Genomic DNA, 12,311 nt, shown 5'->3' on the forward strand with positions numbered 1-12,311 from the left:
GTTACTTTGGCCAAGACCAAAGTAACCCGCCGTAAGGGCGGAAAGGTGACTACGCGTCGACATCGCAAATGAATGCACATACAACTACATATACCCACTCACCCCAAACAACTAGCAACTAGCAACAACATTACGCAATCGCAACTTAAGCCCATTGCCCCACACGCCCCACAATGCGAAGCCCAACAACCCGTGGCGAAGTGCTTGAAGCCCCACGGCCGCAGCAACCGAACAGCATGCACCGCGCCCCCAAGCATCCCCGATTGTGCGAGCGCAGTCCCAACGGCTTAACCCCCAGCCCAAGACATGAACGAATCTTCATCTTCGCTGTGCGCCCCTGCCAGCAGGGCTCCACGCCCCTCCCCGGCGCTGCGCGCCAGCCCCCGCCTTGAGCCCCGCCGCACGCCCGCGTAGCATCGCCGCCCCGCACGTATCGCCCTGACCGACCCGCCACTGCCCATGCCACAACCCATCCCCCTCAAGGACCACGAAACCGAAAAGCACCTGGTCAACCGCCGGTTGCTGGCCTGTGCCCTGCTGGTGTTCAGCCTGGTGGCGGTGCTGGTGGGCCGGCTCTACGTGCTGCAGGTGGTGCAGCATGACCAGCAGACCGCGGTGTCGGAAAACAACCGCGTGCACGTGCTGCCGATCCCGCCCGAGCGCGGGCTTATCTATGACCGCAATGGCGTGGTACTGGCCGACAACAAACCCAGCTTCAACCTGACCATGACCCGCGAGCGGGCCGGTGATTCGGCCAAGGTGCTCGACGCCCTGGCACAGGTTCTGAGCCTCGGCGAAGACGACCGCCACCAGTTCGACAAGGACCTGCGCCGTGGCCGCAAGCCTTTCGAGCCGGTCACGCTGATGGTCGGCCTGAGCGAGGAACAGATTGCCCTGATCGCCGTCAACCAGTTCCGCCTGCCAGGGCTGGAGGTAGAACCGCAGTTCATCCGTGAATACCCGCTGGCCGAGCACTTCGCCCATTCGGTGGGCTATGTCGGGCGGATCAACGAGAAAGAAGCCAAGGCCCTCGATAGCAGCGAATACCGGGGCACCCAGTCGATCGGCAAGACCGGCGTCGAGCGCTTCTACGAACACGAACTGCACGGCCAGGTGGGTTACGAAGAGGTCGAGACCAACGCCCAGGGCCGGGTGATGCGCGTGCTGCGCCACCACGACCCGGTGCCGGGCAAGTCCATCGTGCTGAGCTTGGACGCCCACCTGCAGCAGGCCGCGGAAAAGGCCCTGGGCGACCGACGTGGCGCGGTGGTGGTGCTGGACCCGGCCAACGGCGACGTGCTGGCGATGGTCAGCAACCCCAGCTTCGACCCCAACCTGTTCGTCAAGGGCATCAGCTCCAAGCAGTATTCGGCACTGCGCGACTCGATCGATCGGCCGTTGTTCAACCGCGTGCTGCGTGGCCTGTATGCCCCCGGCTCGACGGTCAAGCCGGAAGTGGCCATCGCCGGCCTCGACAGCGGCGTGATCACCCCCGGTAGCCGCGTGTTCGACCCCGGTTACTACGAGCTGCCCAACTACGACCACAAGTACCGCAACTGGAACCACAGCGGCGATGGCTGGGTAGACATGTACACCGCGATCATGCGCTCCAACGACACCTACTTCTACGACCTGGCGCACAAGCTGGGCATCGACCGGCTGCATGACTACATGGCCGAATTCGGCCTGGGCCAGAAGGTCTCGCTGGACATGTTCGAGGAAGCCCCCGGGCTGATGCCGTCGCAAGCCTGGAAGCGCGCCACCCGCCGCCAGGCCTGGTTCCCCGGCGAAACGCTGATCCTTGGCATCGGCCAAGGTTACATGCAGGTCACCCCGCTGCAACTGGCCCAGGCCACCAGCCTGCTGGCCAGCAAGGGCGCCTGGCACCGCCCGCACCTGGCGATGACCGTCGGCGGCCAGGCCCCCATCGACCCCAACCCGATGCCGGACATCGTGCTGCACGACAAGCGTGCCTGGGACCAGGTCAACCAGGGCATGCAAATGGTCATGCACGATGCCCGCGGCATCGCCCGCGCCGCCGCCGCCGGGGCCCAGTACCGCATCGCCGGCAAGAGCGGCACCGCGCAGGTGGTGGCGATCAAGCAGGGCGAACGCTACAACCGCAACAAGACCCTGGAACGCCACCGTGACAACGCTCTGTTCGTCGGCTTCGCCCCGGCCGACCACCCGGCCGTGGTGGTGGCGGTGATGATCGAGAACGGCGAGGCCGGTGGACGAGTGGCGGGCCCGGTGGTGCGCGAGGTGATGGATGCCTACCTGCTGGATGAGCAGGGGCATCTGAAGGCGCAGTACGCGGGCAGTACCGGGCAAGCGGTTGTGCCTCATACCTAGGCCTTCAGGCTTACCCCGTGTAGGAGCGCCCCGGCAAGGCCGCTCCTACAGGGATACCTTCCTGCGTATAATCGGCGCTTTTTCCGACATCGATCTACCTCCATGAAAAGACTGTTGTACGCAGCATCCCTGTGCCTCGCCCTCATTCCCCCCGTCTTCGCCACCCCACCGGCAACCTTCACCGAAGCCAAGGTCATCGCCAAGCAGAAGATCTACCTCGACCAGGCCAACAGCGCCCAGGGCGACCTGTACTGTGGCTGCAAATGGACCTGGGTCGGCAAGTCCGGCGGGCGCGTCGACCCGGCCTCCTGCGGTTATGAAACCCGCAAGCAGCAGAGCCGCGCCGAGCGCACCGAGTGGGAACACATCGTGCCGGCCTGGACCTTCGGCCACCAGCGCCAGTGCTGGCAGAACGGCGGCCGCGAAGCCTGCGTCGACAAGGACCCGGTGTTCCGCGCCATGGAGGCCGACCTGTTCAACCTCTACCCGGCCGTGGGCGAAGTGAACGGTGACCGCAGCAATTTCAACTACGGCATGGCCACAGGCGTTGCCCCGCAGTACGGCCAGTGCACGACGAAAATCGACTTCCAGCAGAAAGCCGCCGAACCGCGTAACGAAGTCAAAGGCCTGGTGGCGCGCACCACCTTCTACATGTTCGATCGCTACCAACTGAGCATGTCGCGCCAACAACAGCAGTTGCTGATGGCGTGGGACAAGCAGTACCCGGTGACCCCGTGGGAGAAGGAACGCGACCGCCGCATCGCCGCGGTAATGGGGCATTCCAATCCGTTCGTGACCGGTGAGCGCAGCTGGACGCCGGGTTACAAGCCAGCGGGCGCCGCCCCGGTGGTGACCGCCGCCGCGCAACCTGCCAAGCCCGGCCCGGCCAGCACGGCGGCGCACGGTGCCGTGCTGGGCAACCGCAACAGCCAGGTCTACCACCTGGCCAGCGGCTGCCCGGGTTATGCGCAGGTGGCAGCGAAGAACCAGGTGGCATTCGACTCCGAAGCCGCGGCGCAGGCGGCCGGCTACCGCAAAGCCGGTAACTGCAAGTAGCACCTGCACGGGCTCCCGGCACATCGACTGCCGGGAGCCCGCAGCGGTTTCAGCTTGACGTTTACGTCAAGCTCACTTTAGGTTAACGCTGATCCCACCCCCGAGCATCAGCATGACCAGCCAGACCTACAGCATCTCCGACCTGTCCCGCGAGCTGGACATCACCACCCGCGCCATCCGCTTCTACGAGGAGCAGGGCCTGCTCAGCCCCGAGCGCCGCGGCCTGGAGCGCATCTATTCGGCCCGCGACAAAGTCACCCTCAAGCTGATCCTGCGCGGCAAACGCATCGGCTTCTCGCTGGCCGAGTGCCGCGAGCTGATCGAGCTGTACGACCCCACGGGCGGCAACCTCAAGCAGCTCAACAGCATGCTCGGCAAGATCGCCGAACGCCGTGCCCAGCTGGAGCAGCAGATGCTCGACATCCAGCAGATGCACCTGGAGCTGGACACCGCCCAGGAACGCTGCGAGCAGGCCCTGGCCGCCACCTTGAACCAGCAGCCCCACAACCGTTGACCTGCCACAGGAAGCCCGCCATGTCATTGCCCAAGAACGTCCGCCTGGTCGAAGTCGGCCCCCGCGACGGCCTGCAGAACGAAGCCCAGCCCATCAGTGTCGCCGACAAGGTGCGGTTGGTGGACGACCTTACCGACGCTGGCCTCGCCTACATCGAGGTGGGCAGCTTCGTCTCGCCCAAGTGGGTACCGCAGATGGCCGGCTCCGCCGAGGTGTTCGCCGGTATCCGGCAACGTGACGGCGTGACCTACGCCGCGCTGGCGCCCAACCTGCGTGGTTTCGAGGACGCGGTAGCGGCGGGGGTCAAGGAGGTGGCGGTGTTCGCCGCGGCGTCCGAGGCGTTCTCCCAGCGCAACATCAACTGCTCGATCAGCGACAGCCTCAAGCGCTTCGAGCCGATCATGGACGCAGCGCGCAGCCATGGCGTGCGGGTGCGCGGCTATGTCTCGTGCGTGCTGGGCTGCCCGTACGAAGGTTTCGTGCAGGCCGAGCAGGTTGCCCCAGTGGCCCGCGCCTTGCACCAGATGGGCTGCTATGAAGTGTCGCTGGGCGACACCATCGGCACCGGTACGGCGGGCGACACCCGCAGGTTGTTCGAGGTAGTGGGCAAGGATGTGCCGCGCGCGCAACTGGCCGGGCACTTCCACGACACCTACGGCCAGGCGCTGGCCAACGTCTATGCCAGCCTGCTCGAAGGCATCGCGGTGTTCGACAGCTCGGTCGCAGGCCTGGGTGGCTGCCCCTACGCAAAGGGCGCCACGGGCAACGTCGCCAGCGAAGACGTGCTGTACCTGCTGCAGGGCCTGGGCATTGAAACCGGCATAGACCTCGATCGCCTGATCGCCGCTGGCCTGCGTATCAGTGAGGTACTGGGCCGCGCTACCGGTTCGCGGGTGGCACGGGCACGTAGCGCAGGCTGAGTCACACCGGTGTCACATAAGTGTGGGTGGAGTGTTACCGCCCACACCGCAGGCAGCAAAAAATCGGGTAACAGGGAAACAAATCGACAAAATTTCAGGTGTCAGGTTTTTCTGAAAATCGCCAAGTCATTGATTTTAAAGGGTTTTAAAAAGTTGGCACGGCACCTGCTATATCTCAGGCACAACAAGAACAAAAAAAAGCGACATCTAATAAAAACAACATGAAACGGTTCTGACATAACAAGAACAACACGGCAGAAGCGTAGCAAGCAGATTTTTTTGGAGTCGACGTGCTTTCCAGGGAAGCTTTCGCAGAAAAGCCCCGCAGCCTGACACAGAACAATAAAACTACCTGAAGGTAGCGACAGTCACGGTTGGATCACACACGTTGCATGAACGCAGGTCAGCGCTCAAAAAAATAAGTTTGCTCTTGGCCCCGGGTAGGGGCCCCGCAGTACCGAGACAAAAGCCGACAAAAACAACAACAGGCCAGTCTCCAATAATAAAAAAAGAGCAGGCAACAACGCTTATGAGGGGAGCTTCGGCTCCCCTCAGTGCTTCCTGCCCTCCTCCTCGCTTTTCTCCTCGCTCCCGCCCTCCACCTTGTCCACCAGCAACGGCATCGTGCCCAGCACCAACAGCGCCAGCACCGTGCTGAGCAGCGCCGTGGCCTCGCGCCCCATGCCGGCGGCCGTGCCGATGGCAGCGGTCATCCACAGCCCGGCGGCGGTGGTCAGGCCCTTCACATGGCTGGTGTCCTGGCCATGGCCCTTGAGGATGGTGCCGGCACCGAGAAAGCCGATACCCGCGACAATGCCCTGGATCACCCGGCTCAACGCCTGTTGGTCGGCCCCGGCCATGCTCGGGGCCAGCACGAACAGCGCCGCGCCCAGGGATACCAGCATGTGCGTGCGCACCCCGGCCGCCTTGCCTTTGCTTTCGCGTTCGAAGCCCAGCACCGCGCCCAGCAGCGCCGCCATCAGCAGGCGTACGAGGATGCGGGTGATCTCCTGTTCGTCTGTGATGTCGGCGAATTCAGACTGGATGGTCGAGAGGATCGTTTCCATCGGAGGTTCTCCTGCACTTGCCTCATCGCGGGGCAAGCCCGCTCCCACGTGTATTGCGCGACCTGCCCCGCAATGAGGCCCTTACTGAAGCTGACCGCACCCTCCCCCAGGAGTGCCACCGGGCAGAAAGGTGCAGCATCCACGCCCGGCCTGTGGTCACACCCTGTAACCGCCCCAGGAGGACCCCACCATGCCCATCGAAGTCGACGAAACCACCCGCCACTGCACCCTGATCGGCGACCACATCCGCCTGGAAGGCACCGGCCCCGAGATCGAGATCGTCACCGACGAACAGCTGCGCATGTCGGTGGCCATCCTGGCCGGCGAACGCGTGCCCATCACCGAAGCCGAGGCCGACGCACTCACCGTCGCAGGTGCGGTGGATAGCCGCAGGCATTTGAAGGCCAGCGTCCCAGGCTCGGTAATCTAGGGCCTCGGGGCTTCACAGGGGAATCTGATACGGTTTTTATCGCCATAGCTGAGTCTGTGCTGCAAACAGATCGGGGGCCATAGTGCCCGGGCCTGATCGAGGCCTGATGAGCGATGAACCATGAGTGACAGAATCCCCTTCCGAGTCATCGAGATTGCCCCCGCCGCCGTCAAAAAGAGCAAAAGCCAGCCGGACGGCGGCATTCACACCCGCAGCTTCAGCGGCTTCTACCGCAACCTGCGGATTACCTTTGCCGGCGCGCTGTTCCTGCTGTTCTTCGGCACCGCCTGGCTGCAGTGGGACGACCGCCAAGCGGTGTTGTGGGACCTGGCCGACAGCAAGTTCCACATCTTTGGCGCGACGTTCTGGCCGCAGGATTTCATCCTGCTCTCGGCGCTGCTGATCATCTGCGCCTTCGGCCTGTTCGCCATCACCGTGTTCGCCGGCCGCGTGTGGTGTGGCTACAGTTGCCCGCAGAGCACCTGGACCTGGCTGTACATGTGGTGCGAAAAGGTCTGTGAAGGCGACCGCAACCAGCGCATCAAGCTGGCCGCCGCGCCCTGGGGGGTCAACAAGCTCGCCCGGCGTAGCCTCAAGCACAGCTTGTGGCTGGCCATCGGCCTGCTCACCGGGCTGACCTTCGTCGGCTACTTCACCCCGATCCGCCCGCTGGCCGCCGAGCTGTTCAGCCTGGAGCTGGGCGGCGTGGCGCTGTTCTGGGTGCTGTTCTTCACCGCCGCCACCTACATCAACGCCGGCTGGCTGCGCGAGGCGGTGTGCATGCACATGTGCCCCTATGCGCGCTTCCAGGGTGTGATGTTCGACAAGGACACCCTGGCGGTGGCCTACGACCCCAGCCGTGGTGAAGCCCGTGGCCCGCGCAAGAAAGGCAGCATCCCCGGCGAGCAGGGCCTGGGCGACTGCATCGACTGCACCCTGTGCGTGCAGGTCTGCCCCACCGGCATCGATATCCGCGACGGCCTGCAGATGGGCTGCATCGGCTGTGCGGCGTGTATCGACGCTTGTGACGAGGTCATGGACAAGATGGGCTATGCCCGCGGCCTGATCGGCTATAAATCCGAGCACACCCTGCAAGGCGGCACCACCCAATGGCTGCGCCCGCGCCTGCTGGGCTACGCCGCAGCGCTGGTGGTGATGATCGGCGCGCTGGTCGTGGCCCTGCAACTGCGCCCCATGGTGTCGATGGACGTGATCAAGGACCGCGGCCTGTTCCGCGAGAACGCCCTGGGCCAGATCGAGAACATCTACCTGCTCAAGATCATCAACAAGACCAGCGAGCCGCAGCACTATCGCCTGCGCCTGGTCGACGCCGACGGTTTCGAGCTGCACGGGCGCACCGAGTTCAGCATCGCCGCCGGCGAGATGAGCGAGCTGCCCGTGTCGGTGGCACTGCTGGCCGACCGCCCGAGCAGCAGCTCGCAGGAGCTGACTTTCGAGCTGCAGGACAGCGACCAGCCTGGGGTGCGCAGCATCGCCCAGAGCCGCTTCGTCGCGCCGATGAACCGCTGATCCCTTACACTGCCCATGACCTTGCCCGTGCAGAACACCATGAAACGCTATGAACGCTTCGCCGACGACATTGCCGAACTGATCCGCACCGGGGTGCTTGGCCCCGGCCAGCGGGTGCCCTCGGTACGCTATGCCAGCCAGACCCACGGGGTCAGCCCGTCCACGGTGTTCCAGGCCTACTACCTGCTGGAACGCCGCGGCCTGATCCGCGCCCGGCCGCGTTCGGGCTACTTCGTCAATGCCCATGCCCCGCGCCCGTTCAACGAACCACAGGTGCAGACGCAGGCCACCGAGTCCACCGATGTGGACGTCAGCGGCCTGGTGTTCTCGATCCTCGACTCGATCAAGGACCCGCACACCGTGCCGTTCGGCTCGGCCTTCCCCAGCCCGGCGCTGTTCCCCCTGCAACGCCTGTCCCGCTCCCTGGCCAGCGCCAGCCGGGCCATGGACCCGCGCATGGTGGTCACCGACCTGTCGCCGGGCAACCCGCAACTGCGCCGGCAGATCGCCCTGCGCTACATGGTCGGCGGGCTGATGCTGCCGATGGAGGAACTGCTGATCACCAACGGCGCGCTGGAGGCACTCAACCTGTGCCTGCAGGCCGTGACCCAGCCGGGCGACCTGGTGGCCATCGAGGCACCGGCCTTCTATGCCTGCCTGCAGGTGCTCGAACGCCTCAAGCTCAAGGCCGTGGAAATCCCGGTACACCCGCGCGAAGGCATGGACCTGGCGGTGCTGGCACAAACCCTGGACAAGCATCCGGTCAAAGCCGTGTGGTGCATGACCAACTTCCAGAACCCGGTGGGCGCGAGCATGCCCGAGGCGAAGAAGCAGGAGCTGGTCGAACTGCTGCGCCGCCACCAGGTGCCGCTGATCGAAGACGACGTCTACGCCGAGCTGTACTACGCGCAACAGGCGCCCAAGCCGGCCAAGGCCTTCGACACCGAAGGCCTGGTGATGCACTGCGGCTCGTTCGCCAAGAGCCTGGCCCCGGGCTACCGCATCGGCTGGGTAGCCGCCGGGCGCTTCGCGCAGAAGATCGAGCGGCTCAAGCTGATGACCTCGCTGTGCGCCTCGATGCCGGCCCAGGCGGCGATCGCCGATTACCTGCAGCACGGCGGCTACGACCGCCACCTGCGCAAGTTGCGTTACGCCCTGGAGGGCCAGCAGGTCAACATGCTGGCAGCCATCGCTCGCCACTTCCCGGCCCAGACCCAGGTCAGCCACCCCTCCGGCGGCTACTTCCTGTGGCTGGAACTGCCCGAGCAGATGGACGCGCTCAAGCTGTTCCACATGGCGCTGGCGCAAGGCATCAGCATCGCACCGGGGCCGATCTTCTCGCCGACCCGGCGCTTTGGCAACTGCATCCGCCTGAACTACGGCAGCCCCTGGGGCGACGGCGCCGAACAGGCCATGGAGACCCTCGGGCGCATCGTGCGCTCGTTCTAGCGGCGCGCGGGCCGGCAGGCTACAGTGGCGCCAAGCCCGACGCTGGACACCTGCATGCCCGACCGCAATCTGCCCGCCCTGCAGCGAGAGCTGCAGGCGCTACGCCAACGCAACGCCGAACTGGAGGCGCGCCTCGAGCAGCAGGCGCACGCCGATGACGATCTGTACCGCTTCCTGTTCGACACCATGGACGAAGGCTTCTGCGTCATCGAGTTCTTCGATGGCCCGCACGGCCCGCTCAGCGACTACGTGCATATCCTCGCCAACGCTGCCTACGCCCGCCATGCCGGCATCCCCAACGTGGTCGGGCAGAAGCTGCGCGAGATGGTGCCGGACGAAGCCGATGACTGGGTCGCCCGCTACGGCGAGGTGCTGCGCACCGGCCAACCCTTGCAGTTCGAGCAGGAACTGGTCGCCACCGGGCATGTGCTGTCGGTGACCACCTTCCGCATCGAACCTGCCGAGAAACGCCAGGTGGCAGTGCTGTTCAAGGACGTGACCGAGCGCCGCCGCGCCGAGGATGCCCTGCAGCAGCTCAATGAACATCTCGAACAACGGGTCAGCGCGGCCCTGGCCGAACGCGGGCTGTTCGCCGGGCTGGTCGAGCGCAGCGTGGCCAACGTGCATGTGCTTGATACCGACCTGCGCTGGCTGGCCATCAACCAGCAGGCCCAGCGGGATTTTCAACGCCTGTTCGGCAGTACGCCGCAGGTGGGTGACAGCCTGCCGGAGTTGATGCGCGAGCACCCCGATAGCCTGGCCGAAAACCTGCGCCTGTGGCAGCGTGCCCTGGCCGGGGAAACCTACGTGCAGACCGCCGCCTTCCCTGACGGCACGAAGACGAATTACTTCGAGCTGCGCTTCAGTCCAATGTGCACCCCCTCGGGCAACATCATCGGTGCCAACCTGTTTGCCTACAACGTCACTGAGCGGGTATCCGAACAGCAGAAACTGCTCAGGGCCGAGGAGGCCCTGCGCCAGGCACAGAAAATGGAAGCGGTGGGCCAGCTCACCGGCGGTATCGCCCACGACTTCAACAACCTCCTGGGTGGCATCCTCGGCGCTCAGGAACTGGTGCGCCAGCGCCTGGAACAATCACGCCCGGAAGACATCCCCGGCCTGCTCGACACCGCCAGCAATTCGGCCCGCAGCGCGGCGGCGCTGGTCCATCGCCTGCTGGCGTTCTCCCGGCGCCAGACCCTGTTGCCCCAGGCGACTGCGGTGGGTGCCCTGGTGCAGACGATGGAAGAACTGATCCGTCGCAGCGTCGGCCCGGCCATCCGGCTCAGTGTCCACTGTGCCGATGACTTGTGGCCCTCTTTCATCGACCCGCCGCAGTTGGAGAGCGCCCTGCTCAACCTGTGCATCAACGCCCGCGACGCCCTGCCCGCCGGCGGCCTGATCGACATTCACTGCACCAACCAGCTACTCGACGAGGAGCGTGCCGCCCTGCTCGACCTGCCCGCTGGCGAGTACCTGTGCCTGAGCGTGCGCGACAACGGCCGCGGCATGCCCCTGGAGGTGGCGGAGCGCGCCATCGACCCGTTCTTCACCACCAAACCGCTGGGCCAGGGTACCGGGCTCGGGCTGTCCATGGCTTACGGTTTCGTGCGCCAGTCTGGTGGTCAACTGCTGATCCACTCGAAACCCGGGGCGGGCACACGGGTCGAGCTCTACCTGCCACGGCATCTCGAAGCCCCCATGGCGAGGCAGCCGTCAGCGAGGCCTGACGACAGGGCTCACCACCACGCTGCGCAGATCCTGCTGGTCGAGGACCAGGCCGCCTTGCGCCTGGTGATCGGCGAAGTGCTCGAAGAGTTCGGCCATCAGGTGCACAGCGTGGAAAATGGTGCGCAAGCCCTCGAGGCCATGGCGCACGGGCTCTTGCCGGACTTGCTGATCAGCGACATCGGCCTGCCCGGAGGCCTCAACGGCCGCCAGGTAGCCGAGGCGTGCCGTGCCCGGCATGCGGGCCTGCCGGTACTGTTCATCACCGGTTACGACGAAAGCGCGGCGCACAGCGACGGCGTGCTGCCGCCACGTACGGCGGTGCTGCTCAAGCCGTTCGAACTCGGCGACATCGCCGACAAAGTGGCCGAACTGCTCGCACTCGGCTGACTCAGCGCCCACCGCCCAGGTCGATGAAGCTGCCGGTTGAGTAGGACGCTTTGTCCGACAGCAACCACAGGATCGCCTCGGCGACTTCCTCTGGGCGACCACCACGCCCCATCGGCAGGCCGGGCTCGAGCTTGGCGACCCGGTCCGGATCACCGCTCAGGGCGTGGAAACCGGTATGGATGTAGCCGGGGCGCACACCATTGACCCGCACCCCCTCGCCGGCCACTTCCTTGGCCAGGCCGACCGTGAAGGTGTCCAGCGCGCCCTTGGACGCGGCGTAGTCGACGTATTCGTTGGGCGACCCCAGGCGCGCGGCCACCGACGACACATTGACGATCGCCCCGCCCTGCCCGCCGTGGCGACGCGACATGCGCAGCAGCGCGTGCTTGGCGCACAGCATCGGCCCGACCACGTTGGTTTTCATCATCTTGAGCAGGCGGAACTCGGACATGGCCTCGACCCGGCTCTGCTGACCGATGGTGCCGGCGTTGTTGACCAGTGCGGTGACCGGGCCGAGTTCATGGTCGACACGCAGGAACAGTTGCGCCACTTCGTCCTCGACACTGGCATCGGCGCGCACAGCAATGGCGCTGGCGCCCAGTTCGCGAACCTGCGCCAGCACCGTTTCGGCGGCCTGGTCGTCGGCGTGGTAGTTGATGCAGATACGGTAACCCTGGTGCGCCGCCAGCAACGCGGTGGCGGCGCCAATGCCCCGGCTGGCGCCGGTGATGACGATGACCTTGTCCATGAATCTGTCCGGATGATTGGAAAAGGCCTACGAGATTAGGGGAAAAGCGTTGAGCGGAGCAATGGTGATGGCGTGGGGGCGGACAGGTGCAGGGCGCTGCAAATTCATCGCCATGCACCCAATGCCC

The 12,311-nt window shown here is 65.3% G+C and carries 10 protein-coding genes; 8 read left to right on the forward strand and 2 right to left on the reverse strand.

What is annotated here, in order from left to right; genetic code table 11:
* The first annotated feature begins 459 nt into the window (after positions 1-459).
* From mrdA to DM373_RS16485, 4 genes are all read left to right on the forward strand, one after another.
* A complete protein-coding gene (gene mrdA, locus DM373_RS16470; protein ID WP_110994595.1) occupies positions 460-2,352 on the forward strand; it encodes a penicillin-binding protein 2 in 1,893 nt (630 codons plus the stop codon).
* A 102-nt stretch (positions 2,353-2,454) separates the two neighbouring features.
* Positions 2,455-3,408: an endonuclease gene (locus DM373_RS16475; RefSeq protein ID WP_110994596.1), complete on the forward strand. Its 954-nt coding sequence runs from the start codon at positions 2,455-2,457 to the stop codon at positions 3,406-3,408.
* Between the two features lie 112 nt (positions 3,409-3,520).
* A complete protein-coding gene (locus DM373_RS16480; RefSeq protein WP_110994597.1) occupies positions 3,521-3,922 on the forward strand; it encodes a MerR family transcriptional regulator in 402 nt (133 codons plus the stop codon).
* A gap of 20 nt (positions 3,923-3,942) precedes the next feature.
* The gene (locus DM373_RS16485) at positions 3,943-4,842 is read left to right on the forward strand and encodes a hydroxymethylglutaryl-CoA lyase (RefSeq protein WP_110994598.1); all 900 of its coding nucleotides are present in this window, start codon (positions 3,943-3,945) and stop codon (positions 4,840-4,842) included.
* A gap of 551 nt (positions 4,843-5,393) precedes the next feature.
* Here the strand turns inward: DM373_RS16485 and DM373_RS16490 are convergent.
* Positions 5,394-5,909 (reverse strand): MgtC/SapB family protein, encoded by a 516-nt coding sequence (locus tag DM373_RS16490; protein WP_110994599.1) that lies wholly within the window; start codon positions 5,907-5,909, stop codon positions 5,394-5,396.
* Between the two features lie 190 nt (positions 5,910-6,099).
* Between DM373_RS16490 and DM373_RS16495 the strand changes: the two genes are divergently transcribed.
* The 4 genes from DM373_RS16495 (at position 6,100) to DM373_RS16510 (ending at position 11,436) form a co-directional block, all read left to right on the forward strand.
* Entirely contained in the window at positions 6,100-6,339 is a 240-nt protein-coding gene (locus DM373_RS16495) for a DUF3203 family protein (RefSeq protein ID WP_110994600.1), read from the forward strand.
* Between the two features lie 120 nt (positions 6,340-6,459).
* Positions 6,460-7,869, forward strand: a complete 1,410-nt coding sequence (gene ccoG / locus DM373_RS16500; RefSeq protein WP_110994601.1) for a cytochrome c oxidase accessory protein CcoG — start codon at positions 6,460-6,462, stop codon at positions 7,867-7,869.
* Between the two features lie 39 nt (positions 7,870-7,908).
* Positions 7,909-9,318 (forward strand): GntR family transcriptional regulator MpaR, encoded by a 1,410-nt coding sequence (mapR, locus tag DM373_RS16505; RefSeq protein WP_110994650.1) that lies wholly within the window; start codon positions 7,909-7,911, stop codon positions 9,316-9,318.
* Positions 9,319-9,372: 54 nt separating this feature from the next.
* Positions 9,373-11,436: a PAS domain-containing protein gene (locus DM373_RS16510; protein WP_110994602.1), complete on the forward strand. Its 2,064-nt coding sequence runs from the start codon at positions 9,373-9,375 to the stop codon at positions 11,434-11,436.
* 1 nt (position 11,437) lies between these two features.
* Here DM373_RS16510 and DM373_RS16515 read toward each other — a convergent pair whose 3' ends face one another.
* Complete coding sequence (locus DM373_RS16515; RefSeq protein ID WP_110994603.1) at positions 11,438-12,184, reverse strand: SDR family oxidoreductase; 747 nt, start codon at positions 12,182-12,184, stop codon at positions 11,438-11,440.
* Positions 12,185-12,311 lie beyond the last annotated feature (127 nt).

It is taken from the genome of Pseudomonas sichuanensis, from assembly GCF_003231305.1.
In the GTDB taxonomy this organism is placed as follows: Bacteria; Pseudomonadota; Gammaproteobacteria; order Pseudomonadales; family Pseudomonadaceae; genus Aquipseudomonas; species Aquipseudomonas sichuanensis.

What these genes read in the sequence shown, in the direction of transcription:
- DM373_RS16510 (WP_110994602.1), top strand. Translation starts at nt 9,373, where the DNA reads ATGCCCGACCGCAATCTGCCCGCCCTGCAGCGAGAGCTGCAGGCGCTA.
- DM373_RS16490 (WP_110994599.1), bottom strand. Translation starts at nt 5,909, where the DNA reads ATGGAAACGATCCTCTCGACCATCCAGTCTGAATTCGCCGACATCACA.
- mrdA (WP_110994595.1), top strand. Translation starts at nt 460, where the DNA reads ATGCCACAACCCATCCCCCTCAAGGACCACGAAACCGAAAAGCACCTG.
- DM373_RS16515 (WP_110994603.1), bottom strand. Translation starts at nt 12,184, where the DNA reads ATGGACAAGGTCATCGTCATCACCGGCGCCAGCCGGGGCATTGGCGCC.
- ccoG (WP_110994601.1), top strand. Translation starts at nt 6,460, where the DNA reads ATGAGTGACAGAATCCCCTTCCGAGTCATCGAGATTGCCCCCGCCGCC.
- DM373_RS16480 (WP_110994597.1), top strand. Translation starts at nt 3,521, where the DNA reads ATGACCAGCCAGACCTACAGCATCTCCGACCTGTCCCGCGAGCTGGAC.
- DM373_RS16485 (WP_110994598.1), top strand. Translation starts at nt 3,943, where the DNA reads ATGTCATTGCCCAAGAACGTCCGCCTGGTCGAAGTCGGCCCCCGCGAC.
- DM373_RS16475 (WP_110994596.1), top strand. Translation starts at nt 2,455, where the DNA reads ATGAAAAGACTGTTGTACGCAGCATCCCTGTGCCTCGCCCTCATTCCC.
- mapR (WP_110994650.1), top strand. Translation starts at nt 7,909, where the DNA reads ATGAAACGCTATGAACGCTTCGCCGACGACATTGCCGAACTGATCCGC.
- DM373_RS16495 (WP_110994600.1), top strand. Translation starts at nt 6,100, where the DNA reads ATGCCCATCGAAGTCGACGAAACCACCCGCCACTGCACCCTGATCGGC.